Raw genomic sequence first — 26561 nt, 5'->3', positions numbered from 1 at the left:
CGGAGCATTGCGAGGTTACCTGCGGTCGAACGCTGCTGGAGACCGCTGGCGAGCTCAGCCAGTATCTGTACCCTGCCGAGGACACCCGCCCGGGCTTGTCAGTACTGCCCGCCGAACACCGGCCCGAATACAGCTCGCCGCCTGCGGCCGGGCTATACAGCTGCGTAGGCTGGGGCTTTGCGACCTACCATGAGGCTGAAGATACGCGCTGCTGCGAACGTTGTGGCCATGGCGTCTGGTCGCCGGCCCTGGACGCCTTGCCCAGCCGATAACGCAGGCTGCCAAAGCCGGCAAGGCTAGAGCTTGAAGCGGACATGAATACAGCTCTTGCTGGCCTGGCGGTCGATGGTCACCGCGGCGCTACCATACCCGGAATAGCTTTTGACCAAGCGCATACCCAGGCCGGTGCCCGTCGGCTTGGGGTAGTTGTCCGGGAAGCCATCGCCTTCATCGCGAACGGTGAGCAATGCATGGTCGCCTGCATGCTTGACCAGCACCTCAATGGTGCCTTTGCCGTACTTGAGCGCGTTGGTGATCAGCTCGGAGATGACCAGGCCCAGGGGCGCCATACGTTCAGGCGGCAGCACGAAATCATCTGCCTCCAGAACGATCTTGCGGTCTGCCAAGGCCTTGCCCAGATCGCCGAGCAATGCATTCAGATATTCTTCAGCATGCACGCCTTGGTCTTCAGCGGTCTGGTACAGCCGCTCGTGAACACTGGCAATGGTGACTACCCGGCCAGCCGCGGTTTCAAGCTGCAGCTTGACCGCCGCGTCGGCTGCCAGGTTTGCCTGCAGCAGCAGCAGTGTGTTCACCAGGTGCAAACTGTTCTTGACCCGATGATGAATCTCCTCCAGATAGAGGTCGCTGCGGTCTTGCCTGGTGTTCTGCGCCTCGATCAGGGACAGCAGTTGGGCCTCGTACTGATGCCGTGCGGTGATGTCGCGCGAAACGGCGATCACTCGCTCAACCTGGCCATTCACGCCCATGATCGGCGCCACCGTCACATCCCACCATTTCGGCTCAGTAGCCGATAACGGGCAATACGCTTCGAACCGAATGGTCTCGCCAGCGCCGACTTTACACAGCGCCTCCCACACAATCGACCTCGATTCCTCTGGCCACAGCTCATGCCAGCGCTGGCCTGTGACTTCGGCAGCGCTGGTGTTCATGAAGGTCAGGCCAGCTTCGTTCATGAATTCGATGTGCCCGTCGGCAGACATGATCTCCACCCAGTCAGGGCTGGCATTGAGGATCGTCTCGGAATAGGGGTCGGGGTGAGGCGCCTCGACCCCTGCGGCAATCCGTTCGGCAGCCAGTGAAATGACGGTAGCGATCCCTTCCAGGAACACCAGGTCGCTTTCCACGAAATCCTCACCATTGCTGCTGTCGGCCTCAAGCACGCCGAATGGGCCGAGTACACCGCGAATCGGTACATTGATCGCGCGCTCGATACCGTATTTTTTCAGCAGCTCAGGGGTGCGGAACCTATTTTCCATGCCCAGATGGTTCGACAGTACCGGCCTGTAGGTGGCCAGCGCATACCCTGCCGGGCTGGCTTCATCTGCACCCACGGTAGCCCTGCCGATGTCTGCAGCATCCCAGCCAACCCCATGGGACAGGACGAAACCGTCGCCGTCCAATTCAGGCTGGAGCACCTTGGCGTAGCGCGTATTCATGCCCTCGGCAACCACTTCACAGGCGCGCGTCAGCAGCAGGTCGAGTTCTGTGACCTGCAACGACACCACGCCAAACTCGACCACCAGCTCATGTTGTCGGTGAAGGCGTGCATGGGTTCGATTCAAGGCTGCACGGATCGTTTCGTCCGTAGGTAGCTGCTGCATAGGGTTCCCTTTGTAGTGTGCAGGAACGCGTCCAGCCTCCATACGCGGCGAAGGCGGTTCGCTTACCGCCCTCCTACAATAGCCGCTAATCGATGTACGCGCGCCAGTGCTCGCCCCGCTGCGCCAGCGTAGGGCTGGACTTCAATGGTCACTTTACGCGGTAAATTCAGGGGGCGGTGCATATTATGACGAGGCGTGCAGCAGCGCTGTGCCTGTTCAGCCGGTGGGTGGCGCCCCCTGCAGCGTTGCTACAGCTCATACGGGGTGGCCATGGGCCGCGTAGCACGCTGGCTCAAACCTTCTACTGCGGTAACCCGGGCAATTTCAATACCATTGCGCACGATGACAACCACCGTGCCATAGATGACTTGTTCGAGGATGTACTCAAGGCTGGTCTGGGCTTCGGACAGGTCATATTTGACGTGGTGCACGATGGCGTTCCTTTTGGGAGGTTCGATTGGGGTGAGATTCACCCCGCAGGCAAGCGGCCCGTGTAAGGCCACATGCTGGTCAATATGATGATGCGCCCGCCGGGGAATGTGCTGCCTAAAAACGCCTCCGCCGAAAAGATTTTCGATTGTTTATTCTGATTCTCCAGAATTTGCACATTATCTATTCATGTAAGTGAATGCCTGATCACTTCACAGCCCCATCAGGGCAAGCGCAAACCGGGGCCGGGTCGCGAGGCCCTCAATGCATTTTCACGCCTGCAGAGAAAGTCTTGCTTCATGCAGGCTGTTTTTCCAATCAATTGAAATGCTTAGCCTGCACCCACTTTCCCAGCCTCTGGATACAACCCATGAAAGCCGTCGTCTATACCCAACCCGGTTTGCCCATTCAGGACCCACAGTCGCTCTACGACACAGAATTGCCCGCGCCCCAGGCGGGTGCCAGGGATCTACTGGTCGAGGTCAAGGCCATTGCGGTAAACCCGGTCGATACGAAAATACGGGCAAGCCGTGGCGGCCAACAGCCACAGGTGCTTGGCTGGGACGCTGTCGGGGTTGTGCGCGAGGTGGGCCCTGAAGTGACGTTGTTCAGGCCCGGCGACGAAGTGTTCTACGCCGGCGCCATCGACCGCCCGGGCAGCTACAGCGAGCTGCATGTAGTTGACGAGCGTATCGTCGGGCACAAGCCCCGTAGTTTGAATAACGCTGATGCTGCGGCGTTGCCGTTGACCTCCATCACCGCTTGGGAGTTGCTGTTCGACCGCCTGGGCATTGCAGAGCAGGCTGGCCAAGGGCAAAGCCTGCTGGTGGTCGGCGCTGCCGGCGGGGTGGGTTCCATCCTGATCCAGCTTGCCAGCAAGCTTACCCAATTGACGGTGATCGGTACCGCCTCCAGGGCTGAAAGCCAACAGTGGATCGAGGAACTGGGTGCGGATCATGTCATCGACCACACCCGGCCGATCGCCGCTCAGCTTGCAGCGCATGAACTCGAGTGCGTGGATTATGTGATCAGCCTGACGCACACCGATACCTACCTGGACCAGTTGGTAGAAGTGCTTCGCCCACAAGGCAAGCTGGCGCTGATCGACGATCCGGCGCAGCTGGATGTGGTGCCCCTCAAGCGCAAGTCACTGTCGCTGCACTGGGAGCTCATGTTCACCCGCTCGCTGTACCAGACCGACGACATGATCAAGCAACATCATCTGCTCGAACGCGTCTCCAGCCTGGTCGACAAGGGCGTGCTGCGGACAACCCTGGGTGAGCACTTCGGTGCAATCAATGCCGAGAACCTCCGGCGTGCGCACGCCGTCATCGAGAGCGGCAAGGCCCGGGGCAAGATCGTGCTGGAAAGCTTCTGACCGGAGCGCGAAGCAATCGCGCCTTGGTTCACGAGCAGGGGTGGCACCGCTCGTCGCTTCCTCGGCGCATTGGAACCAACGCGCAGGTACCAGCCTGCTCGAACCGGTGTGAGCATTCTCAACTGCAGGAGCTTTTACCATGCGCGACTACCCTACCCCGCCGTTCCCGTCTCAACCGCAGAGCGTTCCTGGTACGCAGCGCAAGATGGAGCCATACCCGGATTGCGGCGAGCAGTCCTATACCGGCCATGGCCGGCTTGCAGGCAAGATCGCCCTGATTACAGGGGCCGACAGTGGCATCGGCCGGGCGGTGGCCATCGCTTATGCCCGGGAAGGTGCAGATGTTGCCATCAGCTACCTCGACGAGCATGAGGATGCGCAGGAAACCGCACGCTGGGTCGAGGCGGCAGGCCGCCAATGCCTGCTGCTGCCTGGTGACCTGGCGCACAAGCAACACTGCCAGGCCATCGTGGCCAAGACCGTCGAGCGGTTTGGCCGCATCGATGTACTGGTGAACAATGCCGCGTTCCAGATGGCCCACGAAACCCTGGAGGAAATTGACGATGATGAATGGGTGAAAACCTTCGATATCAACATCACCGCCATTTTCCGCATTTGCAAGGCGGCGTTGCCTTCCATGCCCAAGGGCAGCTCGATCATCAATACCAGTTCGGTGAACTCCGACGACCCCTCCCCCAGCTTGCTGCCGTATGCGGCGACCAAAGGTGCCATCGCCAACTTCACGGCCGGCCTGGCGCAGTTGCTGGGCAAAAAGGGCATTCGCGTGAACAGCGTAGCCCCGGGGCCCATCTGGACCCCGTTGATTCCGGCGACCATGCCCGATGAGGCGGTCCGGAACTTCGGCTCCGGCTACCCCATGGGGCGCCCTGGGCAACCCGTCGAGGTTGCGCCGATCTACGTGCTGCTGGCATCTGACGAAGCCAGCTACATCAGCGGGTCGCGCTATGCCGTGACAGGTGGTAAACCGATTCTTTGAGGGCAGAGCTGCCCTGCCAACCCCGGGATTACCGTTCGGGCTGCGCGCCCAGCATGGCATGTACCCTGGCCACCAGTTCGTCTACGGCGAAAGGCTTGGTCAGTAAAGCCGATGGGTCGCGCAGAAGCTCGTGCTCGAACAATGCCGGGTTGGTGAAACCCGTCATGAAGATAACGGGCAGCGCCTTGCGAATCTGGCGGCTGGACGACGCCATCTGAAGACCGTCAATCCCGCCAGGCAGCCCGACATCCGTTACCAGCAAATCGATGCGTGTGTCGGAAGACAACAGCTGCAAGCCAGCCTGGCTATCCGCCGCCTCGATGACCGTACACCCCAAACCGCCGAGCACATCACTGACGAACAGGCGCACGGAGGGTTCATCGTCAACGACCAGTACAGTACGGTCAGACCACCGGCCACACAGGCCATGCTCGAGTGCTGTACGGCCCGCCAGCTGCGGCTGGCCCCTCTCTGCCGGCAGGGACAATTCAACCCGCGTCCCTACCCCCTCCTCAGAACTGATCCTTACCTGGCCACCCGATTGCTTGGCAAAACCGTAGACCATCGACAAGCCCAGCCCAGTGCCTTCGCCTATCGACTTGGTGGTGAAGAACGGCTCGCACGCCTTGGCGAGCGTATCTGCACACATGCCCATGCCGTTGTCGGTGACGCTGATGGTCAGGTACTCGCCTGGCTGCAGTTCGGCATCCAGCCCAGGGCCTGCCTCCAAGGTATGGTTGGCCGTGGCGATCGTGATCGTGCCAGGCTTCTGCGCCAGGGCATCGCGGGCATTGATGCAAAGGTTCAACAGGGAGTTTTCGACCTGTACCGGGTCAACCAGGCACGTGGCCAACTGCGCGTTCAGATTGACCTTGAGGGCAATCGACGGTCCGACCGTGCGGCTGATAAGGTCCTTCAAACCCTCGACCAGCTCATTGACATCGGTGCGCACGGGCAGCAACGGCTGCCGACGGGAAAACGCCAGTAACCGGTGGGTCAACGCTGCGGCCTTCTGCGCTGCCCGGTGCGCGACTTCGAGGTAGCGCTCAACGTCTGCAGTGCGCCCAGCCTTGCCGCGCATCCGGGCAAGGTCAAGGCTGCCAATGATGCCTGCCAGCAGGTTGTTGAAATCGTGGGCGATGCCACCAGTGAGCTGACCGATGGCTTCCATTTTTTGCGCCTGGCGCAGTGCCTCCTGCGCCGCCTCACGCTCGGCAATCGCTTCGCAGACCCGCTTTTCCAGCGTGCGGTTCAGTTCCAGCAGTTCAGCTTCCGCCTGCTTGCGCCCGGAAACGTCAATCGATGAGCCGATCAGGCCGATGATCTGCCCGGCTTCATCGACCAGCGGGGCCTTGACTGATAACCAAGTGGTTGCCGAGCCATCGGGCATGTCGACCCGCTCTTCAACCTGCACGGTCTTGCCGCTGCCCATCACCAGCCGATCCGTTTCCATCACCTGGCGCGCCTGGTCCTTGTCTTCCAGGAACTCCAGGTCGGTCTTGCCCAGGTAGAATTCGGGCGGTTTGCCAATCAGCTGCGTCGCGCCGTGGTTGGCAATCAGCATCCTGCCGTCGAGATCCTTGGCGTAGACCACGCCCGGCACGGCGGCCGTAAATGTGCGCAACAGCGCCGAGACCCGATCGCGTTCCGCTTCGGCGGCCCTGCGCGCTTCGATGTCCATGAGCACACCCGGGAACCGCACGGCTCGCCCGCTATGGTCCAGCTCGGCATGGCCGTTGGCTTCGATCCAGTGGTAGACACCGTCCTCGTTACGCACGCGGTATTCACAGCGAAACGCTCCGCCGTTGGCCACTGCCCGCTGGATATCCTGATGCACCCGCTCACGGTCATCGGGGTAAATCGCCGAAAACGCTTCAGCCAAGGGGATGCCGGCCTGACACTGCTGCGCAGGAATGCCGAACGAACGGGAGAAACGTTCGTCTGCAGTGACCCGATCGTTGGGAATATCCCAGACCCAGGTACCGACGATAGCGGCTGCCTCCAGCACAAGTCGCAATTTTTCCGAGGAATCATCTGCAATAGAGAGTAATTCAGAACGGGTATTCAATGCCGACGGTGCGGCAACCCCCTCTTTATTCATGATCCACCTCTGTGGGAGCGTCATAATCCTGGCAATGTCGGCAGCCGCTGCTCACCGACATGTGACGCTGGTACAGGTCACGGACCAAGCTGTAGACGAAGGTGTACAGAGCCTATGACCCTAGCGCAAGTGTTGGACCACAAGCAGGTGCAAACAATTCAATAACTTGCAAGGGCTTGCTCAGTCGTGCAGCCGCTGGCCGCGGCTCAGGTGACGCCGGTAGGCCCATCCAGCACCTGCCTGACCCGCCGTGCCAGGTCATGGGGCTGGCAAGGCTTGGATATCACCTCGAACTCCGAGCCGCCGATGTCGGTGCGCTCGATCGAATTTTCAGCATAGCCAGTCGTGAGCAATACCTTGATCTGCGGTTGCAGCCTGCGCACCTCCCGGGCAAGCATGACGCCGTTCATGCCGCCTGGCATGATCAGGTCGGTGAACAACAGGTCGTAGCGCTCGCCAGCCTGGATAAGCTTTAACGCTTCCCGCGCATTGAGCACCATGTCGGCTGCGTAGCCGTAGTCCTCGAGCACCATTTTTGCCAGCTCTGCCACATCCGGCCGGTCTTCCACGATGAGGATACGCTCTGAGCCGCCACTGCGTTCGGCGGTCTTCACGGCGGGCTGCTGGACGACCTTGGCGTCGTCGACGGGGAAGTACAGGCGCAGGGTCGTGCCTTCCCCCTCTTCGGTGTAGATGCGCGCAGCACCCCCGGATTGCCTGGCGAAGCCGTAGACCATCGACAGGCCCAGCCCCGAGCCCTTGCCCTCTTCCTTGGTGGTGAAAAACGGGTCCATGACGCGGTCACGGATGCTGGCCGGCATGCCTATACCATTGTCGGTCACGGACAGGCTGACATAGTTGCCGGGCAAAAGGCCGTCGAAGGAATGGTTGATGTCGGTGACCAGCACATTGCGGGTTTCAATGAACACGTGCGGGCGCTTGCGCCCTATCAGCGCGTCGCGCGCGTTCATGAAGATATTGAGCAGTGCCACTTCGGCCTGCGTGGGGTCGATGCGGCAATTGCGCAGGTCGGCCTCGAAGTCGAACTCCACCAGAACATCGGCGCCGAAGGTCCGCTCCATCATGGGCCGCAGGTCCTCGACCAGGTGGTTGAGGTTGAGCACGCGCCCATGCAGTTTCTGCTTGCGGGCGAAGGCCAGCAACTGCTTGGTCAGCGTGCTGGCGCGCTCCACCGCCGTCTGCGCGTGCCCCACACTGCGGCGGATGCGATTGAGGTCGACCTGAGTCTTGTCAGCCTCATTGGCGATCAGCCCCAGGTACCCACCCATCACCTGCAACAGGTTGTTGAAATCGTGGGCGATGCCGCCGGTAAGTTGGCCCAGCGCCTCCATTTTCTGGGCCTGGCGCAAGGCGTCCTCGGCATCGCGACGGCGGCTGACGTCCAGTTGCGAGGCAAAGTGATAAATCAGGTCGCCGCGCTCATTGAAGATCGGCGAGATGAACAGCGCGTTCCAGAAGCTGGAGCCATCCTTGCGGTAATTGAGAATTTCCGTGGCGATATCCACACGCTGTTCGATGCTCTCACGCAAGGTTGCGACCACCTCGGTATCGGTTTCCGGGCCTTGCAGGAACCGGCAATTGCGCCCGAGGTTCTCTGCCAGCTCATAGCCGGTCATGTCGAGGAACGCCCGGTTGGCGAAAATGATGGGGTTATCGTCACGGTTGGGATCGGTGACGATCATGGGCATCCGCGTGGTTTCCACGGCCGCGAAGAACATGTCGTGGGGCAGCTCGGAAATATCCCCTGAAGCCTGGTTACTGACGCGGGCCTTTTTACTGCTCACGGAAAACTCCTCGATCATTACCGATGCAGGTCCAATCTGGACAACGACAGCGGGCAGATTGCTCAATGCAGACAGCAGCGCTGCCGGGCCTGCGCTGCCGGCGCATGTGGCCCACCGAATTTGCCAATAAATTGCCGTTTCTGAACATTGCCGACTTGCCGAGTTCCCCGGCATGGACCATCTTGAAAGCAGCCACCGCAGGAGTCGTATCCATGAGAGCACTGACTTACCACGGGCCACAGGACGTTCGCGTCGACAATGTTCCGGATCCCATCCTCGAGCACGACGACGACGTCATCTTGCGAGTCACCGCCACAGCCATTTGCGGTTCTGACTTGCACCTGTACCACGGCAGGATTCCGGAGACCGAAGCTGGCGACATTTTCGGCCACGAATTCATGGGCATCGTCGAAGAAACCGGGCGCGGGGTTACCCACTTGCAGGTCGGTGACCGCGTTGTGATCCCGTTCGTGATCGCCTGTGGTAGCTGCTTCTTCTGCCAGCTCGACCAGTTCGCCGCCTGCGAAACTACCAACCGAGGCCGCGGCGCCATCGTCAACAAGAAAAGCATCCCACCCGGCGCCGCCCTGTTCGGTTACAGCCACCTCTACGGTGGCGTGCCCGGCGGCCAGGCCGAGTATGTGCGCGTGCCGAAGGCCAATGTCGGCCCGTTCAAGGTGCCGACGGCACTGTCCGACGACAAGGTGTTGTTCCTCTCCGATATCCTGCCCACCGCCTGGCAGGCGGTTACCAACGCCCAGGTGGGCCAGGGTTCGACGCTGGCGATCTACGGTGCCGGGCCGGTCGGGCTGCTGAGTGCCGCCTGTGCGCGGATGCTGGGCGCCCAGACCATCTTCATGGTCGATGCCAACCAGCACCGCCTGGCCTTCGCCCACGACACCTATGGCGTAGTGCCGATCAATATCGAGGACGACGACGACCCGGCCGACAGCATCATCCGCCTCACCCCGGGTATGCGTGGGGTAGATGCCGTGATTGACGCGGTGGGTTTCGAAGCCAAAGGCAGTACCGCCGAAGCGGTGTTGACCGCGCTGAAAATCGAGGGCAGTAACGGCAAGGCGCTGCGCCAGAGCATTGCCGCCGTACGCCGCGGGGGCATCGTCAGTGTGCCGGGGGTATACGCCGGGTACGTACACGGGTTCATGTTCGGCGATGCCTTCGACAAAGGCCTGACCTTCAAGATGGGCCAGACCCATGTGCAGAAGTTCCTGCCCGAACTGCTCACCTGTATCGAGAACGGGCGCCTGCAACCCGAACTCATCGTGACCCATCGCATGGCCCTGGAGGAGGCGGCCTTCGCCTACAAGATGTTCGATCAGAAGAGCCACGACTGCCGCAAGGTCATACTGGTTCCAGGTGCTGCGCCAAGTAACCTGGCCGCGAGCGTTGGCACAGGGTTACCACGCCATCGTTGAGGCGAGGTCTGCTACCGGCGGCGTTGCTCAGGCCAGCTGGATGAACACCGCATAGGCACCCAGGATCAGCCAGAACACCAGGAATATCCACGGTGTACGCAGCGAGAACAACAGCGACTTACGGTGCCCGGCCTGTGATGTTTCCGTCTCACTGAACAGAGGCGACTCGTCATAGGCCAGGCCCATCAACGGCTCGCTGCGCAGCAAATGGCTCTGTTTGAGTTGCCAGTGCTCGATGATGCGATAGGCCGCGCGGATACCGGGCCAGGCATTGAGCGAGCTGAGTATGCCAAGCAGGGCCAGAAACGGCGGCACCACCAGGGTGAACATTTCGCCCCAGCTCTGGTTGAGGTTACCCATCGATGACACGAACGCGATGACCAGAAATGACTGTGCGGCCAGGTAGGCGTCGGTGCGGTTGGCAAGAATACTGGTCTCATACTGGATTTCACCGCGATAGAAATCCAGCCGCTCCTTGGGTGAGCCGAACATATGGGCGTTGTGCGCGCTGACCTCATGCTCCGGCGTGGTGGGGGTTATGATGCGCGGCACAGGTCGGCTCCTGATGGGTGAGATCTAATGAACCCTGGCGGTTGCAAGCACGCCCAGCCTCAGGCGCCGTGCTCACCCTTCTCGCGCGCTTCCTTCTGGGCGGTGGAGTCATGCGAAGTGCCCCCGGAGCCATCCGGGCGCTGGGCATCGTTGTCGCGCTCCTGTTCGCCGGTGGTTTCGGCCTGCTCGGTGGCTTTGTCCTTCTCTGACGCTGTCATGGTGCTTATCCTCTGCTGTGTGGTGGTAATGAGGGCCGGTAACATGAATCTGTAGCCCCCGACGAAGTTCAGCGAGTCTTGCCAAAGCAGGATCAACGGCAGGCGGCGTGCAGGCGGTATCAGCTTTTGCCCGGCCCGCCATTCGAGAACTTCTTCACATCAATGGGCTGGGCAACGAACTCCGGGCCATCCCCCGAGGCGCGCCAGCGCACATTACCGATGCCATAGCGCTCAGCCATGGGGCGGCTGACCTTCTTAATCGTGTGCTGGCCAAAGCGGGGAATGATTCCTACGCCTGCATCACAGCTCGCCCAGTGCCAGGCCTCGGCGTTGTCCATACGCCCCAGGCGGATGATGAAGGTGCGAAATTCACCGTGAAGCTCATACTCGATCACATACAACTGCTGCCCTGCCATTGGACTCTCCTCCATCGATTCAGACTAATGGAGTGAACCGACGCTAGAAAATTCAGAAATTTTTGACCACTTGGTCATTCCCCTGCTCAGTACGCAGGTTCGCTGATCAACCGCATTGAACCTTGCCGCTTGGCGCTGGCTCAACACTTCGCGACCGTGACCTTTTTCCCGCCTATGAGGGGTACCACATGAACGCAATCGAACTGTTGATCCAGGACCACCAATTGGTGAAGAAACTGCTCGAAGAACTGTCCTCGACTACCGAGCGCGCGGTAAAGAAGCGTGCCGAGCTGCTTGCACGGATCAAGCAGGAAGTCGACATCCACACGGCCCTGGAAGAAGAGATCCTGTACCCGGCGATCAAGCAGGCCGGTGGCAAGGAAGAGGCCAAGATGTATTACGAGGCCAAAGAGGAACACCGCACTGTCGACTCGCTGGTCATCCCGGACTTGCTGCACACCGAAACCGGCACTGTAGAGTTCGCCGGCAGGGTCAAAGTGATGAAGGAGCTGCTCGAACACCATATTGAGGAGGAAGAAAGCGAGCTGTTCCCCACTGCCCGTAAGCTGTTGGGCAAGCAGGAGCTGGAGGAAATGGGGCTGGCCATGGAGGCGCAGAAGAAATTGCTCAAGGAAGAGCAGCGAGCGGCATGACCTTGGCCTGCGCGCCCTCCCCGGGCGCGCAGCCACCGGCTTTATTCAGTAGGCGATTCAGTGTTGATCATCGGTGCCGCCTCTGCCAGCGCAAAGGCCCGGCGCTGCTGACGCCGACGGGCAAACGCACGCGCAGGCAACGGCTCCAGGCGTTGTGGCTGGCCAGTCAGCAAGGCGCGCTCGATTGCCGCCACTACCCGCACGTCGCGCCAGCCTTCCTCACCGTCAGGTTCCGGCATTTCGTTGCGCAGAATGCAGTCGGAGAAATAAGCGGTCTCCCCGGCAAACTGGTCGACAATCGGGTTGACGTGCACACGCGTTTCGCCACCGATCGTGGCACGGTAACTGATAGCGACCCCTTCCCCGTAGCCGAAGCAAGGCGAAGCTTCGATCTCGCCTTCTGTACCCAACAGCTGGAAGCGTTCGGTGTCTGGCAACGTGTAGCTGACGGTGAACTGCGCCAGCCGCTCTTCGGGAAAGCGCAGGCTCACAGTGACCGTGTCCCAGGTTTGCAGGGTGCTGCCCGGCGAGTGGACCCCCACCGCGCTGACCTCGATCGGTTCGGCATTGAACAACTGGCGGACCATGTTCAGCGGATAAGGGCCCATGTCGGGCACCGGCCCGGCAGCAAAACCGTTCTGTGCCCGGTGGTTGCCAGGTTTAACCCGTTGGGTGAAGGTCGAGGTAAACAACCGCGGGTCGCCGAAATGGCCTGCATGCACACGCTCGATCATGTCCAGCGTGCCAGGCTCGCAGTGCAAGCGGTAGGCGATCATCAGCTTTGCCCCCGAGCGGTTCGCCGCCTCGATCATCGCTTTGCAATCCGCCTCGCTGGTGCCCATCGGCTTTTCCAGCAGCACGTGGATACCGGCCTCCAGTGCGGGGATCACAAACTCGCGATGGCGGAAATTAGGTGTAGCAACATACACCGCGTCCACCTCACCGGCGCTTAACAGCGTCGCATACTCCTCGTAGGCATAGGCTTTGAGCCCATATTGGGCGGCCAGGTGAGTAGCCTTCTGCGCATCGCCGGTGACCAGTGCAGTGATTACCGAGTTGTCGGTCTGGCCGATGCCGGGCATGAACGCGCCTTGGGAAATCGAACCACCGGCCACTACGCCATAGCGGATCTTGCCTGCTGCGGTAGGCATTGAGCTGTTCCTTTTCATCGGGATGGTTGAGCGCTTGAGTCATCAATTCGGGCGAGCCGATGGGTGGAGAAAATCCAGATATCGGCCTGCCCCAGGGCTGGATACGTGGTCCTGATCAGAACCGTGACGTGCGTTTGATCATTCGCGCAGCTTTCCATCGGCCTGCGCCAACTGCCGCTTGATGGCCTCGGTTTCTGCTTCCTGCTCTTTGATGGACGTGGGCGTAATCACCTTGTCTACCGCTTCGGTCTTGGGGTCGGGTTTCTCGAGCACAGGCCCAGGCACCTGCTCGCCACGCTGTGCTTCTTCCGAGGAAACGGGGCGTGGAACCTTGTCGCCGGTCTTGCCATCGGTGTGTTTCATGAGTTTCTCCTCAGCTACGTCAGGTGTATTCAGAAGAGCATGCAGGCTGGCAAAAGTTTGATTTGCCTTCCCTCAAGGCCCAGCGCCGGCGTTGCCGAATGGTCAGTTCGTGTACCCATGGGCAGATTGAATGGAACGGTCAACGCGGCCACACCGCCTAACGCCGTACCCACTCACCCACAGGAGAACCACCATGATCGACGCTTCTCATCCCGACCCCTATGTTGACGAGATACCCCACAACCCCGGCGAGCCGGTACCCGAACCCGAGCCACCGAGGCAGGCGCCCGATTGGCCGGAAGACCAGGTTCCGCCTGAGGAACAGTCCGACGGTTGAATCCAGCGTTGCGCCATCCGTCGGCAGCAACGCACGGGAGGTGCGCTGACCAGGACCAAATAAAGGTGATCAACCTCGATGGAGACTCACCATGAAGACTCACAAGCCCCACACGCTGTTTTTGGCGCTATGCCTTGGAGCCAGTGCGCCGCTGGCCCTGGCCGCCACCGACATGAATAACCAGCGTGCCCCTGCTACCCACACGGATGACAGCGGCCACATGAACGGCAACGGCGGCGCTACCGGGTCCGGCACACCAAGCGATGGCATGGGTACCGGCGCCGGCGGTACCGACAGCAATGACACGGATAAAACAGGTGGAGATGGCACCACCCAGGGCTCGGGTAGTGGCGGGACAGGGAACGGCACCGGAATGGGTCAGGGTGGCGGATCTGGCACAGGTGGCAGCGGCGGGAATGGCGCCGGTGGTTGAGCCAGCCAGCCGTAGCGCGGTATGTGCCCACTCGGGTGGCCCGCGCGCACTCACTTGAAACTTTACCGCCAGCTGCTCAGTCCAGACCCCTATCGATCACGCCTAGGGGGAACATGATGAGCAGCACAGTAGGTGACTTTCTGGTGGAGCGTCTGCACCAATGGGGTGTGCGGCGTATTTTTGGCTACCCTGGCGACGGTATCAACGGGGTGTTCGGTGCCTTGCGGCGGGCTGAGGGCAAGATCCAGTTCGTGCAGGCACGGCATGAGGAAATGGCCGCATTCATGGCCAGTGCACACGCCAAGTTCACCGGTGAACTTGGCGTGTGCATCGCAACTTCCGGCCCAGGCGCTTCGCACCTGCTGACGGGCTTGTATGACGCGCGCATGGATCACCAGCCGGTTCTGGCGATTGTCGGCCAGCAGGCGCGCGCCGCGCTCGGCGGGCACTATCAGCAGGAGCTCGACCTGGTGTCGATGTTCAAGGACGTTGCCGGGGCCTTCGTGCAGCAGGCGTCAACGCCAGCGCAAGTGCGGCACCTGCTTGACCGCGCGGTACGCACTGCCGTCGGCGAGCGCCGGGTTACCGCTGTCATTCTCCCCAACGACTTGCAGGACCTGCCCTATGAGGACCCACCGCGTGCCCACGGCACCGTGCACTCCGGCGTTGGCTACAGCAAGCCCAAGGTGGTGCCGTTCGCAGCCGACCTGCAGCGCGCCGCAGAGGTGCTGAACGCGGGGCGCAAGGTGGCGATACTGGTGGGAGCAGGCGCGCTGCAGGCCAGCGAACAGGTGATGGCGGTGGCTGAAGCACTGGGTGCTGGCGTGGCCAAGGCGCTGTTGGGCAAGGCGGTATTGCCCGACGACCTGCCGTGGGTGACCGGGGCGATAGGCCTGCTAGGCACCGAGCCCAGTGCGCACCTGATGAACGAATGCGACACTTTGCTGATGATCGGTTCCGGCTTCCCCTACGCCGAATTCATGCCCAAGGAAGGCCAGGCCCGTGGCGTGCAGATCGACCTGCAGCCGGACATGCTCAGCTTGCGCTACCCGATGGAAGTCAACTTGGTGGGGGATGCCAGCGAAACACTGCAGGCCCTGCTGCCGCTACTGGAGCACAAGACCGATCGGCGCTGGCGGGCCAAGGTCGAAGGCTGGCGCGGCAAGTGGGACAAGACCTTGGCCAAGCGGGCCATGGCCAAGGCAGACCCCATCAACCCGCAGCGGGTCGTTCACGAACTCTCCCCGCGCCTGCCCGACCATGCCATTGTCACCAGCGACTCGGGTTCCTGCGCCAACTGGTATGCCCGCGACCTCATGGTGCGCCAAGGCATGCAGTGTTCGTTGTCAGGGGGCCTGGCGAGCATGGGCGCGGCGGTACCTTATGCCATCGCCGCCAAGTTCGCCCACCCGCAGCGTGGCGTGGTCGCGCTGGTAGGTGACGGCGCGATGCAGATGAGCAACCTGGCCGAGCTGATTACCGTTGCCAAGTACTGGCAGCAATGGGACAACCCCCAGTGGATCTGCGCGGTGTTCAACAACGAAGACCTCAACCAGGTCACCTGGGAACAACGGGTCATGGAAGGCGACCCGAAGTTCGAGGCTTCACAGTCAATTCCTGATGTGCCTTATCACCTGTTCGCCATCTCCATCGGCCTGCAGGGTATCTACGTGGAGCGGGAGGAGGATATCGCCGACGCGTGGGAGCGGGCGCTGGCGGCTGACCGGCCTGTGCTGATCGAGTTCAAGACCGACCCGAATGTGCCTCCCCTGCCCCCACACATCAAGTTGGAGCAGGCCAAGAACTTCGCCAGCAGCCTGCTCAAGGGCGACCCTGACCAGGCCGGGGTCATCGTGCAGGCCGCCAAACAGGTGCTCAGCTCGGTGCTGCCGGGCAAGAAGTAACGCACCACGTGACTGCGCTACCGGAATGGGCCTCGGCTGTTCCGGTAGCCACCGAGGCAGAGCGCTTTGCCCGATGCCTCAGTTGCGGCGGCGGCCGCCCAATTCCACCCACACAGGGGCGTGATCGCTGGCCTTGGCCTCATTGCGCACCCAGGCATCTACCCCCGCCCCTTTCAGGTAAGGGGCGAGCTCGCGGTTGAGCAGCAGGTGGTCGATGCGCAGCCCGGCGTTACGCGCCCAGTGGTTGCGGAAGTAATCCCAGAAGGTGTACACGCGCTCGTCCGGGTACAGGTGGCGAACGGCATCCGTCCAACCTTGCGTCAGCAGATGCTCGAAACAGGCACGGGACTCTGGCTGCAACAAGGCATCCTTGAGCCAGGAACGTGTGTCGTAAATGTCCAGGTCCGTGGGCACCACGTTGAAATCACCCGCCAGGAGCGCTGGGTGCCCATTGGCATAGAGCGTTTGCGCATGCTGGATCAGGCATTCGAACCAGCGCAACTTGTAATCGAATTTCGGCCCAGGCTGCGGATTACCGTTGGGCAGATACAAGCACCCGACCAGCACCCCATGCGCCGCTGCTTCCAGGTAACGGCTCTGGGTGTCGTCCTCCATGCCTGGCAGGCCACGGCGCACCTCCAGCGGCTCGCTGTCACGCGCCAGAATGGCCACGCCGTTCCAGGCGGGCTGGCCCTGATAAACACAGCCGTAACCTGCCGCTTCAATTTCCTGGCGCGGAAACTTGTTATCGGCGGCCTTCAACTCCTGCAGACAGGCGATGTCGGGCCGTTCGCGCTTCAACCACTCCAGCAACGCAGGCAAGCGACTGCTGATGCCATTGATGTTGAACGTGGCGATGCGGAGGTTTTTCATGCGTCAGGGTCATTCACGTGGGCCTGAACTGCGTCTTCCAGCGCTCGCACATGGGCTTCGTCGGCCAGTGCCTTGAGCGCCAGCCAGTCGTCCCAGTCGAGGGTGCCATCGTCGCGCAGGGCCTCGGCGGTGCGCAGCAGTTCATGGTGGTAGGCGTCTGGCGATTCGCTGCGGTAACTGACGTCGTCGTACTGCGCGTACCACGCTGCCAGCTCGGGAATGCTGCGTTCGATGCTCATGGCGCTGCCCTCGCTCAATCATTAAGGGTGAGAGCACCTCGAGCGCGCGATGTTCAGTCCGGGTGCATCGGCGGTCGAGCGCGGCCGGCCACTGCGCAACAGAACGGCGCAGGAACCGGCCCCAAAAAAACCCGTGCTCCTGGCACGGGCCGCTCAGTGAGCAACACCCGCTCTGGATCAGTTATCCAGTTCGTCCTTGACGACCTTGCCGTCGCGCGGATCGACCTTGAACTCGTACTGCTTGCCATCGGCTTTGATGCCCTCACCTTCCCAATGGCCGTCATCGGCCTCGATCTTGGTGATTTGCGTGTAGCCAGCGCCCTTCAGCGTCGCTTCCGCCTGGTCTTTGCTCACCTTCCAGTCAGCACCAGGCTGGTCCGCCCACGCCGCCGTACTGCCCAGCGCGGTCGCCAGCGCCAGGCCAGTGAACAGTCGAGTGATCGTCTTCATCGCCAACATCCTTTTTCATGAAAGTTAGCGGTACGACTGGCCGCCGCACCTCAGCGTTCAGTTTTGTTTCGGGGGCATGGATGCGATGTCATCAGCCAGCACCGCCGGTGAATCGCGTTGGAACTTCACGGCGGGACGATGGCCTCCTTCTCAGGCCTATCGAAAACGGAGAATCACGATGTACAACAAACTGAATGGCAAACGCGTGGCATTCCTGGTGACTGACGGTTTTGAACAGGTCGAGTTGACCGGCCCACGTGAAGCCCTGGAACAAACAGGCGCGGTGGTCGATATCCTGAGCGAAAAGGACGGCACGGTACGCGGCTGGAACCATGACAAACCGGCTGACGAGTTTACCGTGGATGCCACCTTCGACAGCGCGCAGGTGGACCTGTACGACGCCATTGTGTTGCCGGGCGGGGTGCAGAACTCCGATACCATCCGCCTGATCGAAGGCGCGCAAGCGCTGGTGAAAAGCCACGCTGCGGCAAACAAGCCACTGGCAGTGATCTGCCACGGGGCCTGGCTGCTGATATCGGCGGGCCTGGTAAAGGGCAAGCGGATGACCAGCTACCAGACCTTGCAGGACGATATTCGCAACGCCGGGGGCGAGTGGGTGGATGAGAAGGTGGTGGTAGACGGCCACCTGATCAGCAGCCGCAAGCCGGACGATATCCCGGCCTTCAACGATCAGCTGATCAAAGCACTGAGCGAATGAACCGCGTCAGCCAAGGCAGGCTGAGGTAGCGTTGATGCTGTGAGTTTTGCGCACCCGGTCATGCAGCGGGTGCTCAAAGCTCCAACTGGCCTGCCAGCAAGGCACTCAGCACCCCGGCAAGGTCATCGCCCTGTTCATCCAGCAGCCGCAAGGGTATGCCTTGCAAGATCGATTGTGACCCGGCAAGGTCCGCACCGACCAACGCCAGCGGGCACGCGACATCCATCTGCAAGGCGCGCAGCTGGCGGGCCAGTGTTGCGCTCACCGAGCCCTGTACGGCAATCACCAACGCTGCAGGCTGCACGGCGGCGCAGACCAGCGCCAGCTCTTCCAGTGGCTGATCACAGCCAAGCACATCAATGCGCTGTTGCTCACTGCTCAGCAAAAAACCAGTGCACAGCAACTGTGCTTCAGCATGCCCTTCAGTGCCCGCCATTATCACGCGCGGCGCATTAGCCTGGTTCATCTGCAGGCGCATCAGTAGGCGCGCACGCAAGAAATTATCGAAGAACACCCATTGGCTGCGTTGGCCGAAGGCTCGCCCGGCGGCCAGTTGCTGCCAGACCGGCATCAGCACTTCGCGCAGCACCGGCGCCTTGGGCAACAACGTGAACAACTGGCCATGCAGCGCATCCAGCGCTTGTGCATCGAACGCCTGGGTAGCACGCAGCAGCGCTGCGCGCCATTCGGCAAAGGCCGAATCCGACTGCATGGCGGCTTTCGGCTGGGCGGCGAGGCGCTCACCGACCTTGCTGATCGGCAGCCCATGGTTGGTCCAGTGCAGAATGTCGCGGATACGCTGCACGTCCTCGGCCGTGTACAGCCGGTGACCACCGTCGGTGCGCTGCGGGCGGAGCAAGCCATGGCGCCGCTCCCAGGCGCGCAGGGTCACCGGGTTGATGCCCGTCAGGGTGACCACATCGCGCATGGGCAGCAGGTCGGCTTGAGTAGTATCAGTCATTGCACGGGTCGTCCGGGAAGTGCCCCATTCTAAACCGATACACACCTTCTGCGCAGTGCCGAACTGGGTCATCATGCAGCAAACTGCGCGCGAAGCCCTGCACAGAGGCTACGCTGCGCTTACTGAACATGACAATTGCGTAGGTAGCGCTACATGATCACTGCAAAACTCCTGCAACTGATGGTCGAGCAATCCAACGACGGCATCGTCGTAGCCGAGCAGGAAGGCGAAGACAGCATCCTCATCTATGCCAACACAGCTTTCGAGCGGCTGACGGGCTACCAGGCCAGGGACATCCTGTACCAGGACTGCCGCTTCTTGCAGGGCGCCGACCATGACCAGGAAGCAGTAAAGCGCATCCGCGCGGCGATTTGTGACGGGAAGCCGTGCCGGGAAGTCCTGCGCAACTACCGCAAGGATGGCAGCCCGTTCTGGAACGAATTGTCCATCAGCCCAGTGTTCAACCAGGCGGATCAACTAACCTACTACATCGGCATTCAGCACGATGTTTCCCGGCAGGTAGAGGCCGAGGCGCGGATCAAGGCGCTGGAAGCCGAGGTCGCTGAACTGCGGCAACAGTTGGCGCAACGCGAAAGCTGAAATAGCTATACAAAAACTTTGACTTGTACAATTTTTGTCGTAGGCTTTGAGTATACCTGTACAACAATCGGGTGTTGTACAGGATTGTCCGGAGCCGAGCATGTCCGCTTACCTGCAGCAGTTCGCCGAACGCTTTGCCCACCTTGACGTGGACAGCCTCGATTCACTGAACACCCTGTACAGCGAAGACGTTGTCTTCCGCGACCCCCTGCATCAAATTCACGGGCTCGATGCCCTGCAGGCCTATTTCGCCCAGTTGTACGCCAATGCCCGCGATATCCGCTATGCCTTCGCCGCGGCGGACGAGGTGCTACCTGGCCAGGGTTACCTGCGCTGGACCCTCGAGTTTCGTCACCCACGGCTGGCACGGGGGGCACCGATAACGGTGCAAGGCTGCAGTTTTCTGCAGTGGCGTGACCGCGTCCATTTTCACCAGGATTTCTTCGACGCCGGCGCCCTGTTGTATGAGCACGTTCCACTGATGGGCGGGGCCATTCGCTGGCTCAAAGGCAGGCTGGCATGAGCCGCTGCTGGTTGACAGGCGCTAGCAGCGGCCTTGGCGCAGCCCTTGCGCAAGCGCTGCTGGAACAAGGGCACCAGGTCGCGTTGGGTGGCCGTCGCAGCCAGGCACTGCTGCCGTTGGCCGAGCGGTATCCGGGGCAGGTGCTGTTGGCCGAGGGCGACATTGCCGACGCTGCACAAGTGGCACAGATGGCCGCCCGCATCGAGCAAGCCTGGGGTGGGCTGGACATGGCGGTCTTCAATGCAGGCACTTGTGAATACCTGGAGCCCGGCCACTTCGACCCGGCGCTTGTCGAACGCGTGGTACGCACCAACCTGCTGGGCGTGAGCAACTGCCTGGCCGCCGCCCTGCCCTTGTTGCGGGCAGGCGTGCGCCCGCACCTGGTGGTGGTCGGCAGTTCGGTAACCTGGCTGGCCTTGCCCCGTGCCGGAGCCTACGGGGCGTCCAAGGCAGCCGTGCGTTACCTGGTGGAGTCGCAGCGGATCGACTTGGCACGCGAGGGTATCGACGTGACGTTGGTCAGCCCGGGCTTTGTCGATACGCCGTTGACCCGCCGCAACGACTTCCCCATGCCGCAACTGTGGTCTGCCGAGCGCGCGGCACAACATATTGCCAAGCGCTTGCCCCGGCGCCCGCTTGAAATCAACTTCCCGAGCCTTTTCACCTGGGGCCTGCGCGTGCTCGGGGCCCTGCCCCCGCGTCTGCGCCTGGCCCTGGGCCTGCGCTTGGCCCGCCACGAACAGGACTGACCCATGCGCATCGCCATTATTGGAAGCGGCATTGCCGGCCTCACCTGTGCCTACCTGCTCTCCCGTCGCCACGCGGTCACGGTGTTCGAAGCCGCGAGCTGGGTCGGCGGCCACACCCACACCGTGGACGTGGACTGGGCAGGCGAGCGCTATGCCATCGATACTGGCTTCATCGTGTTCAACGACTGGACCTACCCGAACTTCATTCGTTTGCTCGATCAACTGGATGTGGGCTCACAACCCACGCAGATGAGCTTCTCCGTAAACGACCCACTCAGCGGCCTGGAATACAACGGTCACAGCCTCGACACCCTGTTCGCACAACGCAGCAACCTGCTGTCACCGGGTTTCTGGGGGATGCTGCGCGAAATCCTGCGCTTCAACCGGCAGGCTATCGCCGACCTGGATGCAGGGCGAATAGACGATCACACCACGCTGGGCAGCTATCTTCAGGCGCAAGGCTACGGGCAACGTTTTGTCGATCACTACGTGGTGCCCATGGGCTCGGCGATCTGGTCGATGTCCCGGGCCGACATGCTGGCTTTTCCGTTGCAGTTCTTCGTGCGCTTTTGCCGCAACCACGGCCTGCTGTCGGTCAATCAGCGGCCGCAATGGCGGGTGATAGAAGGTGGTTCACGCAGCTATATCGGCCCGCTGAGCCGGCGGTTTGCCGAACAGGTACGGCTTGACTGCAAGGTTCACCGGGTCGACCGAGACCAGGATGGGGTGACCCTGTACAGCGCTGCCGGCACCGAGCGCTTCGACAAAGTGGTATTCGCCTGTCACAGCGACCAGGCCCTTGCCCTGCTGCAGGCACCGAGTACAGAGGAGCAGGCAGTACTGGGCGCCATCGGCTACGCCGACAATGATGTGGTGCTGCACACCGACACCCTCCTGCTGCCCCGCCGGCGCAAAGCCTGGGCCAGTTGGAACTACCGCCTGGCCGCCGACGGTCAGGCACCGGCCGCGCTGACCTACAACATGAATATCCTGCAAGGCCTGCAGGCGCCGGTGACGTTCTGCGTGAGCCTGAACCAGACCGCCCTGATCGACCCCGCCCAGATCATCGCCCGCTTCAGTTACGCCCACCCGCAATACAGCCTGGCGGCGCTGGCCGCACAGGCCCGGCATGCGCAGCTGCAAGGCGGTCAGCACAGCTATTTCTGCGGGGCCTACTGGGGCAACGGCTTTCACGAGGACGGCGTCACCAGCGCGCTGCAGGTGGCCAGCCATTTCGGGGAACAGCTATGAACAGCGGTCTGTGCCTGGGCTGGCTCAGCCACCGGCGCCTGAGCCCGCGGCCGCACGCCTTCCGCTACCGGGTCGGCATGTTCTACCTGGACCTAGACGAGCAAGCCTGGCTGATGACCCTGTCGCGCTGGCTACGGCGCTCGCGCGTGGCGCCGCTGAGCTTCCGTGAAACCGATTACCTGCCGGCCTTTACCGGCCAAGGGCAATCGCTGGCCGGCGCCGCGCGGCGGTTAGTGGGCCGGGCCACGGGCCAGGTGCCGGAAGGGCCGGTACGCCTGCTGACCCAGCTGCGCTGCTGGGGACTGGCGTTCAACCCGGTGAGTTTCTACTTCTGCCACGACCGCGATGGGCACCTGGCGGCAATCCTGCTGGAAGTACGCAACACCCCTTGGCGAGAGCGCTTTCACTATGTGCTGCCCGTACAGGGCGGGCTGGCGCAGCCGTTCGCGGTGAACAAGGCCTTTCACGTGTCGCCGTTCATGCCGCTGGACATGGACTACCGCTTGCGCTTCCACCTCGACGAGAGCCGGGTGCGCATCCACATGGAAAACTGGCAAAGCGGCCACAAGGTCTTCGAAGCCGACCTGGCACTACGGCGCCAACCCTTGGACCGCCCCGCCTTGCGCCGCTACATCCTGGCCTTCCCCTGGATGAGCCTGCGCACCCTGACGGGCATCTACTGGCAAGCCCTGCGCCTGTTCTGCAAGCGCACGCCTATTCACGACCACACCGCCAGCCAGGGCGACCTGGCACTTGGCCAACCTTGCGAGGACTCCGATCATGTCCAATCCCACCCTGAGCGTTAGCAAGTCAGCAGGCATCGCCCCTTGGTTGGGCGCGCTGGCGCGCAACGCTGTGCTGGCACAGCTGGGCAAGTTGCGCCATGGCCACCTGCGTGTGCTCTGCCATGGGCAACAATGGGCCTTCGGTGATGCCGCCAGTGCCCTGCAGGCGGAGGTGGAAATTCTCGATGATGCTGCCTGGAACCTGCTGGCGAGCAATGGTTCGATCGGTGCCGGTGAGGGCTATATCCATGGTTACTGGCGCAGCCCGGACCTAGCCCTGGTCACGCGGTTGTTCGTTGCCAACCTCGAGGTGCTCGACGCCCTGGAAGGGGGCCTGGCGCGGTTGGGCCGGCCCGCCCTGCGCCTGCTGCACCGGCTCAACCGCAACAGCAAGCGCGGTGCGCGACGCAACATACTGGCCCACTATGACTTGGGCAACGCACTGTTCGAACAGCTGCTGGACCCGACCATGATGTACTCGGCTGCCCAGTTCGAGCACCCCGACCAACCCCTTGAACAGGCCCAGCTTCGCAAGCTGCAACGCATCTGCGAAAAGCTTGAACTGGGCCCGGAAGACCACCTGCTGGAGATTGGCACTGGCTGGGGCAGCCTTGCCATCCATGCGGCCAGCCATCATGGTTGCCGGGTCACCACCACCACCCTGTCACAGGCCCAGTACAGCCATACCCTGCAACGGGTCAAAGACCTGGGGCTGGAGCGGCAGATCACCGTGCTGCAGGAGGACTATCGCGACCTGCGCGGGACATTCGACAAACTGGTGTCGATCGAGATGATCGAGGCTGTAGGCCACCGCTACCTGCCCACGTACTTCCGCCAGTGTGGAGCGTTGCTCAAGCCCGATGGCCTGATGCTGATCCAGGCGATCACCATTCGCGACCAGCGCTATGCTCAGGCACGGCGCTCGGTGGACTTCATCCAGCGCTATATTTTCCCCGGCGGCGCCCTCCCCTCGCTCAGCGTGCTGGTCGATACGGCCAGCCGCCAGACAGCGCTCAACCTGGTTCACATGGAGGATTTCGGTGTCGACTACGCCCTGACGCTGCGGCACTGGCACGACAACCTGAAGCAGTCGCGCGCCGCGCTCGCGGCGTTGGGTTATGACGAGACGTTCCAGCGCCTGTGGGAGTTTTATCTGTGCTACTGCCAGGGTGGCTTCGAAGAGCGTGCCATTGGCGTGGCGCAGCTGTTGTGGGCGGCGCCGAACGCGCGTCGCGCGCCACTGCCTGTACCAGCGTGATGGTTACCCGCGGCCAGGTTGCCAATGCGCTGTGGCTGCAATTGGGCTGGTGGTTGTGCATATGGGGTGCCAGCACACCTTGGGTGCTGGTGCTGGTACCTATGGGCCTGGCGCTACACCTGTGGACATGCACACAGCCGCGGGCAGAAGCGTGGGCGCTGTTACGCGTAACCGTGGCTGGCTGCCTGCTGGACAGCCTGCTTGGCATTTTTGGCGTATTTGATTTTGATGCCTGGCCGTTACCCTTGTGGCTGGCATCGATGTGGTTGGTGCTGGCCAGCGGTTTGCGCCATAGCCTGGCCTGGGCTGGTCGGCCGTTTTTGCGCGGTGCCGTGGTCGGCGCGGTTGCCGGCCCCCTGGCGTATCTGGGCGGCGCCAGGCTGGCCGATGTCGCGCTGCCCCTGGGGCCTTTGGCAACCACCCTGGTTCTAGTGCCGATCTGGGCCTTGGCCCTGCCCTTGCTGGTGCGCCTGGCTGCGTGGCGCTGAGCGGCGACAGCGCTCGGAACAATAACGCACCTCGTCCCAGCAACGCGCCCAGCGCTTGCGCCAGGTGAATGGCCGGCCACACACCACGCACACCTTGCTTGGCAGGTTTTGCTTCTTCACAGCGGCCTGCCTGCATCCAGCTCGGCAAGCAACTGCTCGCCACGTTGCCACACACCATCACGGCGCGCGACAGCCATGCGGTCGAGGTTGCGGTACACCATTGCCAGGCGCGGGTTGGCTGACAGGCGTTGACGGTGGCGGATAAGAAAATGCCAGTACAGCGCATTGAACGGGCAGGCATCGGCTTCCACCACCTTGTCTACCCGATAGCTGCAGGCCTTGCAGTGGTCGGACATCCGCTGGATGTAGCGCCCACTGGCGCAATACGGTTTGGAGCCCAGGTAGCCACCGTCGGCATGCATCACCATGCCAAGCGTGTTGGGCAGTTCGACCCAGTCGAATGCGTCGATGTAAACCGCCAGGTACCATTCACAGATGGCGGCAGGCGCGATGCCTGCCAACAGCGCAAAGTTGCCGGTCACCATCAGCCGCTGCACGTGGTGCGCGTACCCAAGCCGCAGCGTTTGCCCTATCGCTTGCGCCATGCAGCGCATGCGGGTGTTGCCGGTCCAGTAGAACTCGGGCAAGGCGCGGGCGTTGCCGAAGTGGTTCAATGTGGCGTAGTCGGGCATGCGCAGCCAATACACACCGCGGACATATTCACGCCAACCGATCAGTTGGCGGATGAAGCCTTCGGCGGCGTTGAGCGGCACCCTGCCTTCGCGCCAGGCCTGTTGCACGTCTTCGCACAACTGCCGCACATCGAGCAAGCCTATGTTCAGGGCCGCGCTGATGCGTGAATGGAAAAGATACGGCTCACCTTCGGCCATGGCGTCCTGGTAGTCACCGAATGCCGCCAGACCGAAGTCGAGAAAATGCTGCCACAGCTCACCCGCCTGCTGCTGGGTGACGGGGTACTCGAACCCGTCTATCTCGCCATAATGGTCGCCGAAGCGCTGGCGTACCAGCGCCATCACCGCCAGGGTAATGGCATCGGGCGTGAAGCGCGCCGCGAACGGAGCGCCCAGGTTGCGAGGCAGTGGTTTACGGTTTTCACTGTCGAAGTTCCAGGTGCCCCCGGCAGGGCTGCCGTCGGGCTCCAGCAGCAGGCCGCACCGCTTGCGCATACCGCGATAGAAATGCTCCATGCGCAACTGCCGGCGACCCTCTGCCCAGCGCGCGAACGCCTCACGCGAGCACAGAAAGCGGGTGTCGCGGTGCCATGTCAAGGGCAGCCCGGACTCGCGCAACCCGTGCTCGAGCCGCCACTCGCCACATTCGGTGAGGTCGATCTGCGCCGCGCCAAGCCGTTCGCGCCAGCGGCGCAGCTCACCGACGATGGTGCCGCTGTTGTCGCTGTCATCGATCGGTACGTAGTGCACTTGCCAGCCGCGCTCGCGCAGCGCCTGGGCAAAGTGGCGCATGGCGCTGAAAATGAGCACGATCTTTTGCGGGTGATGGGGCACATAGCGCGCCTCGCCCTCCACCTCTGCCATCAGGATAGCGTCGTGGGCAGGGTCCAGTGCCTTGAGGCTTGGCAGCTCCAGCGATAACTGGTCACCCAGCACCAGGCCCAGGCGCACGGGGCG

At 62.1% G+C, this 26561-nt stretch carries 30 protein-coding genes; 15 read left to right on the top strand and 15 right to left on the bottom strand.

Annotated features, from left to right (window positions below; genetic code table 11):
- Window positions 1-296 precede the first annotated feature (296 nt).
- Together EGJ22_RS01635 and EGJ22_RS01630 are read right to left on the bottom strand one after the other, a co-directional pair.
- Window positions 297-1844 carry a sensor histidine kinase gene (locus EGJ22_RS01635; RefSeq protein ID WP_029885619.1) on the bottom strand — a complete coding sequence of 516 codons (1548 nt, stop codon included), beginning with the start codon at window positions 1842-1844 and terminating at the stop codon, window positions 297-299.
- 248 nt (window positions 1845-2092) lie between these two features.
- Window positions 2093-2275 (bottom strand): hypothetical protein, encoded by a 183-nt coding sequence (locus tag EGJ22_RS01630; RefSeq protein WP_009685512.1) that lies wholly within the window; start codon window positions 2273-2275, stop codon window positions 2093-2095.
- Between the two features lie 368 nt (window positions 2276-2643).
- On the opposite strand from EGJ22_RS01630, the gene EGJ22_RS01625 reads away from it, so the two are divergent.
- Both EGJ22_RS01625 and EGJ22_RS01620 read left to right on the top strand, forming a co-directional pair.
- The gene (locus EGJ22_RS01625; RefSeq protein WP_009685513.1) at window positions 2644-3651 is read left to right on the top strand and encodes a zinc-binding alcohol dehydrogenase family protein; all 1008 of its coding nucleotides are present in this window, start codon (window positions 2644-2646) and stop codon (window positions 3649-3651) included.
- Between the two features lie 139 nt (window positions 3652-3790).
- Window positions 3791-4648: an SDR family oxidoreductase gene (locus EGJ22_RS01620; RefSeq protein ID WP_009685514.1), complete on the top strand. Its 858-nt coding sequence runs from the start codon at window positions 3791-3793 to the stop codon at window positions 4646-4648.
- Window positions 4649-4676: 28 nt separating this feature from the next.
- On the opposite strand, the gene EGJ22_RS01615 is transcribed toward EGJ22_RS01620, so the two are convergent.
- Both EGJ22_RS01615 and EGJ22_RS01610 read right to left on the bottom strand, forming a co-directional pair.
- Entirely contained in the window at window positions 4677-6749 is a 2073-nt protein-coding gene (locus tag EGJ22_RS01615; RefSeq protein WP_033744429.1) for a PAS domain-containing sensor histidine kinase, read from the bottom strand.
- A gap of 206 nt (window positions 6750-6955) precedes the next feature.
- The gene (locus tag EGJ22_RS01610; RefSeq protein ID WP_029885621.1) at window positions 6956-8554 is read right to left on the bottom strand and encodes a histidine kinase famiy protein; all 1599 of its coding nucleotides are present in this window, start codon (window positions 8552-8554) and stop codon (window positions 6956-6958) included.
- 212 nt (window positions 8555-8766) lie between these two features.
- Here EGJ22_RS01610 and EGJ22_RS01605 point away from each other — a divergent pair, with 212 nt between their 5' ends.
- Complete coding sequence (locus tag EGJ22_RS01605; protein ID WP_029885622.1) at window positions 8767-9990, top strand: zinc-dependent alcohol dehydrogenase; 1224 nt, start codon at window positions 8767-8769, stop codon at window positions 9988-9990.
- A gap of 27 nt (window positions 9991-10017) precedes the next feature.
- On the opposite strand, the gene EGJ22_RS01600 is transcribed toward EGJ22_RS01605, so the two are convergent.
- From EGJ22_RS01600 to EGJ22_RS01595, 3 genes are all read right to left on the bottom strand, one after another.
- Window positions 10018-10542 (bottom strand): hypothetical protein, encoded by a 525-nt coding sequence (locus EGJ22_RS01600; protein WP_029885623.1) that lies wholly within the window; start codon window positions 10540-10542, stop codon window positions 10018-10020.
- 59 nt (window positions 10543-10601) lie between these two features.
- Entirely contained in the window at window positions 10602-10760 is a 159-nt protein-coding gene (locus EGJ22_RS26040; RefSeq protein WP_009685520.1) for a hypothetical protein, read from the bottom strand.
- A gap of 119 nt (window positions 10761-10879) precedes the next feature.
- Window positions 10880-11176: a DUF6555 family protein gene (locus tag EGJ22_RS01595; RefSeq protein ID WP_009685521.1), complete on the bottom strand. Its 297-nt coding sequence runs from the start codon at window positions 11174-11176 to the stop codon at window positions 10880-10882.
- Between the two features lie 188 nt (window positions 11177-11364).
- Here EGJ22_RS01595 and EGJ22_RS01590 point away from each other — a divergent pair, with 188 nt between their 5' ends.
- The gene (locus EGJ22_RS01590) at window positions 11365-11829 is read left to right on the top strand and encodes a hemerythrin domain-containing protein (protein WP_009685522.1); all 465 of its coding nucleotides are present in this window, start codon (window positions 11365-11367) and stop codon (window positions 11827-11829) included.
- Window positions 11830-11870: 41 nt separating this feature from the next.
- On the opposite strand, the gene EGJ22_RS01585 is transcribed toward EGJ22_RS01590, so the two are convergent.
- Together EGJ22_RS01585 and EGJ22_RS01580 are read right to left on the bottom strand one after the other, a co-directional pair.
- Window positions 11871-12980, bottom strand: coding sequence for a Gfo/Idh/MocA family protein (locus EGJ22_RS01585; RefSeq protein ID WP_029885624.1), 1110 nt, complete (start codon window positions 12978-12980; stop codon window positions 11871-11873).
- 138 nt (window positions 12981-13118) lie between these two features.
- Entirely contained in the window at window positions 13119-13343 is a 225-nt protein-coding gene (locus EGJ22_RS01580; RefSeq protein ID WP_029885625.1) for a hypothetical protein, read from the bottom strand.
- A gap of 193 nt (window positions 13344-13536) precedes the next feature.
- On the opposite strand from EGJ22_RS01580, the gene EGJ22_RS25935 reads away from it, so the two are divergent.
- The 3 genes from EGJ22_RS25935 (at window position 13537) to EGJ22_RS01570 (ending at window position 16017) form a co-directional block, all read left to right on the top strand.
- Complete coding sequence (locus EGJ22_RS25935; protein WP_155273742.1) at window positions 13537-13680, top strand: hypothetical protein; 144 nt, start codon at window positions 13537-13539, stop codon at window positions 13678-13680.
- Between the two features lie 91 nt (window positions 13681-13771).
- Complete coding sequence (locus tag EGJ22_RS01575) at window positions 13772-14113, top strand: hypothetical protein (protein WP_064314493.1); 342 nt, start codon at window positions 13772-13774, stop codon at window positions 14111-14113.
- Between the two features lie 116 nt (window positions 14114-14229).
- A complete protein-coding gene (locus tag EGJ22_RS01570; protein WP_064314492.1) occupies window positions 14230-16017 on the top strand; it encodes a thiamine pyrophosphate-requiring protein in 1788 nt (595 codons plus the stop codon).
- A gap of 78 nt (window positions 16018-16095) precedes the next feature.
- Here the strand turns inward: EGJ22_RS01570 and xth are convergent, their stop codons facing one another.
- The 3 genes from xth to EGJ22_RS01555 all read right to left on the bottom strand — a co-directional run bounded on the left by xth (window position 16096) and on the right by EGJ22_RS01555 (window position 17579).
- Window positions 16096-16890, bottom strand: coding sequence for an exodeoxyribonuclease III (xth, locus tag EGJ22_RS01565; RefSeq protein WP_029887154.1), 795 nt, complete (start codon window positions 16888-16890; stop codon window positions 16096-16098).
- Entirely contained in the window at window positions 16887-17129 is a 243-nt protein-coding gene (locus EGJ22_RS01560; RefSeq protein ID WP_009685528.1) for a hypothetical protein, read from the bottom strand. Before EGJ22_RS01560 ends, xth begins: the two co-directional genes overlap by 4 nt.
- Window positions 17130-17306: 177 nt before the next feature.
- Window positions 17307-17579, bottom strand: a complete 273-nt coding sequence (locus EGJ22_RS01555; protein ID WP_029887153.1) for a PepSY domain-containing protein — start codon at window positions 17577-17579, stop codon at window positions 17307-17309.
- A gap of 178 nt (window positions 17580-17757) precedes the next feature.
- Between EGJ22_RS01555 and EGJ22_RS01550 the strand changes: the two genes are divergently transcribed.
- Window positions 17758-18297, top strand: coding sequence for a type 1 glutamine amidotransferase domain-containing protein (locus tag EGJ22_RS01550; RefSeq protein ID WP_029887152.1), 540 nt, complete (start codon window positions 17758-17760; stop codon window positions 18295-18297).
- Window positions 18298-18370: 73 nt separating this feature from the next.
- Here EGJ22_RS01550 and EGJ22_RS01545 read toward each other — a convergent pair whose 3' ends face one another.
- Window positions 18371-19258 carry a MerR family transcriptional regulator gene (locus tag EGJ22_RS01545; protein WP_029887151.1) on the bottom strand — a complete coding sequence of 296 codons (888 nt, stop codon included), beginning with the start codon at window positions 19256-19258 and terminating at the stop codon, window positions 18371-18373.
- A 153-nt stretch (window positions 19259-19411) separates the two neighbouring features.
- Between EGJ22_RS01545 and EGJ22_RS01540 the strand changes: the two genes are divergently transcribed.
- From EGJ22_RS01540 to EGJ22_RS01510, 7 genes are all read left to right on the top strand, one after another.
- Complete coding sequence (locus EGJ22_RS01540; RefSeq protein ID WP_029887150.1) at window positions 19412-19858, top strand: PAS sensor domain-containing protein; 447 nt, start codon at window positions 19412-19414, stop codon at window positions 19856-19858.
- 100 nt (window positions 19859-19958) lie between these two features.
- On the top strand, window positions 19959-20381 hold the full coding sequence (locus EGJ22_RS01535) for a nuclear transport factor 2 family protein (RefSeq protein WP_029887149.1): 423 nt from the start codon (window positions 19959-19961) through the stop codon (window positions 20379-20381).
- The gene (locus EGJ22_RS01530) at window positions 20378-21130 is read left to right on the top strand and encodes an SDR family NAD(P)-dependent oxidoreductase (RefSeq protein WP_009685534.1); all 753 of its coding nucleotides are present in this window, start codon (window positions 20378-20380) and stop codon (window positions 21128-21130) included. The genes EGJ22_RS01535 and EGJ22_RS01530 overlap by 4 nt, the downstream gene beginning before the upstream one ends.
- Window positions 21131-21133: 3 nt before the next feature.
- Window positions 21134-22381 carry an NAD(P)/FAD-dependent oxidoreductase gene (locus EGJ22_RS01525; RefSeq protein ID WP_029887148.1) on the top strand — a complete coding sequence of 416 codons (1248 nt, stop codon included), beginning with the start codon at window positions 21134-21136 and terminating at the stop codon, window positions 22379-22381.
- The gene (locus tag EGJ22_RS01520; RefSeq protein WP_029887147.1) at window positions 22378-23187 is read left to right on the top strand and encodes a DUF1365 domain-containing protein; all 810 of its coding nucleotides are present in this window, start codon (window positions 22378-22380) and stop codon (window positions 23185-23187) included. Before EGJ22_RS01525 ends, EGJ22_RS01520 begins: the two co-directional genes overlap by 4 nt.
- Window positions 23162-24424, top strand: coding sequence for a cyclopropane-fatty-acyl-phospholipid synthase family protein (locus EGJ22_RS01515; protein ID WP_029887146.1), 1263 nt, complete (start codon window positions 23162-23164; stop codon window positions 24422-24424). Before EGJ22_RS01520 ends, EGJ22_RS01515 begins: the two co-directional genes overlap by 26 nt.
- On the top strand, window positions 24424-24912 hold the full coding sequence (locus EGJ22_RS01510; protein ID WP_029887145.1) for a DUF2878 domain-containing protein: 489 nt from the start codon (window positions 24424-24426) through the stop codon (window positions 24910-24912). Before EGJ22_RS01515 ends, EGJ22_RS01510 begins: the two co-directional genes overlap by 1 nt.
- Here the strand turns inward: EGJ22_RS01510 and EGJ22_RS01505 are convergent.
- Both EGJ22_RS01505 and EGJ22_RS01500 read right to left on the bottom strand, forming a co-directional pair.
- Window positions 24853-25032: a DUF2256 domain-containing protein gene (locus EGJ22_RS01505; RefSeq protein ID WP_080709259.1), complete on the bottom strand. Its 180-nt coding sequence runs from the start codon at window positions 25030-25032 to the stop codon at window positions 24853-24855. The genes EGJ22_RS01510 and EGJ22_RS01505 overlap by 60 nt on opposite strands.
- A complete protein-coding gene (locus EGJ22_RS01500) occupies window positions 25029-26555 on the bottom strand; it encodes a cryptochrome/photolyase family protein (protein ID WP_064314498.1) in 1527 nt (508 codons plus the stop codon). The genes EGJ22_RS01505 and EGJ22_RS01500 overlap by 4 nt, the downstream gene beginning before the upstream one ends.
- Window positions 26556-26561: the final 6 nt, after the last annotated feature.

This window comes from Pseudomonas sp. p99-361, assembly GCF_003935475.1.
GTDB lineage: Bacteria > Pseudomonadota > Gammaproteobacteria > Pseudomonadales > Pseudomonadaceae > Aquipseudomonas > Aquipseudomonas juntendi.
This window is presented reverse-complemented; position numbering and strand designations above follow the sequence as displayed.

Excerpts from the sequence above, each read along its gene's own strand:
- EGJ22_RS01515 (WP_029887146.1), top strand. The coding sequence starts at position 23,162 with ATGTCCAATCCCACCCTGAGCGTTAGCAAGTCAGCAGGCATCGCCCCT.
- EGJ22_RS01540 (WP_029887150.1), top strand. The coding sequence starts at position 19,412 with ATGATCACTGCAAAACTCCTGCAACTGATGGTCGAGCAATCCAACGAC.
- EGJ22_RS01535 (WP_029887149.1), top strand. The coding sequence starts at position 19,959 with ATGTCCGCTTACCTGCAGCAGTTCGCCGAACGCTTTGCCCACCTTGAC.
- EGJ22_RS25935 (WP_155273742.1), top strand. The coding sequence starts at position 13,537 with ATGATCGACGCTTCTCATCCCGACCCCTATGTTGACGAGATACCCCAC.
- EGJ22_RS01620 (WP_009685514.1), top strand. The coding sequence starts at position 3,791 with ATGCGCGACTACCCTACCCCGCCGTTCCCGTCTCAACCGCAGAGCGTT.
- EGJ22_RS01525 (WP_029887148.1), top strand. The coding sequence starts at position 21,134 with ATGCGCATCGCCATTATTGGAAGCGGCATTGCCGGCCTCACCTGTGCC.
- EGJ22_RS01510 (WP_029887145.1), top strand. The coding sequence starts at position 24,424 with ATGGTTACCCGCGGCCAGGTTGCCAATGCGCTGTGGCTGCAATTGGGC.
- EGJ22_RS01595 (WP_009685521.1), bottom strand. The coding sequence starts at position 11,176 with ATGGCAGGGCAGCAGTTGTATGTGATCGAGTATGAGCTTCACGGTGAA.
- EGJ22_RS01615 (WP_033744429.1), bottom strand. The coding sequence starts at position 6,749 with ATGAATAAAGAGGGGGTTGCCGCACCGTCGGCATTGAATACCCGTTCT.
- EGJ22_RS01560 (WP_009685528.1), bottom strand. The coding sequence starts at position 17,129 with ATGAGCATCGAACGCAGCATTCCCGAGCTGGCAGCGTGGTACGCGCAG.
- EGJ22_RS01635 (WP_029885619.1), bottom strand. The coding sequence starts at position 1,844 with ATGCAGCAGCTACCTACGGACGAAACGATCCGTGCAGCCTTGAATCGA.
- EGJ22_RS01545 (WP_029887151.1), bottom strand. The coding sequence starts at position 19,258 with ATGACTGATACTACTCAAGCCGACCTGCTGCCCATGCGCGATGTGGTC.
- EGJ22_RS01585 (WP_029885624.1), bottom strand. The coding sequence starts at position 12,980 with ATGCCTACCGCAGCAGGCAAGATCCGCTATGGCGTAGTGGCCGGTGGT.
- EGJ22_RS01570 (WP_064314492.1), top strand. The coding sequence starts at position 14,230 with ATGAGCAGCACAGTAGGTGACTTTCTGGTGGAGCGTCTGCACCAATGG.
- EGJ22_RS01530 (WP_009685534.1), top strand. The coding sequence starts at position 20,378 with ATGAGCCGCTGCTGGTTGACAGGCGCTAGCAGCGGCCTTGGCGCAGCC.
- EGJ22_RS01625 (WP_009685513.1), top strand. The coding sequence starts at position 2,644 with ATGAAAGCCGTCGTCTATACCCAACCCGGTTTGCCCATTCAGGACCCA.
- EGJ22_RS01550 (WP_029887152.1), top strand. The coding sequence starts at position 17,758 with ATGTACAACAAACTGAATGGCAAACGCGTGGCATTCCTGGTGACTGAC.
- EGJ22_RS01580 (WP_029885625.1), bottom strand. The coding sequence starts at position 13,343 with ATGAAACACACCGATGGCAAGACCGGCGACAAGGTTCCACGCCCCGTT.
- xth (WP_029887154.1), bottom strand. The coding sequence starts at position 16,890 with ATGAAAAACCTCCGCATCGCCACGTTCAACATCAATGGCATCAGCAGT.
- EGJ22_RS01605 (WP_029885622.1), top strand. The coding sequence starts at position 8,767 with ATGAGAGCACTGACTTACCACGGGCCACAGGACGTTCGCGTCGACAAT.
- EGJ22_RS01590 (WP_009685522.1), top strand. The coding sequence starts at position 11,365 with ATGAACGCAATCGAACTGTTGATCCAGGACCACCAATTGGTGAAGAAA.
- EGJ22_RS01575 (WP_064314493.1), top strand. The coding sequence starts at position 13,772 with ATGAAGACTCACAAGCCCCACACGCTGTTTTTGGCGCTATGCCTTGGA.
- EGJ22_RS01520 (WP_029887147.1), top strand. The coding sequence starts at position 22,378 with ATGAACAGCGGTCTGTGCCTGGGCTGGCTCAGCCACCGGCGCCTGAGC.
- EGJ22_RS01555 (WP_029887153.1), bottom strand. The coding sequence starts at position 17,579 with ATGAAGACGATCACTCGACTGTTCACTGGCCTGGCGCTGGCGACCGCG.
- EGJ22_RS26040 (WP_009685520.1), bottom strand. The coding sequence starts at position 10,760 with ATGACAGCGTCAGAGAAGGACAAAGCCACCGAGCAGGCCGAAACCACC.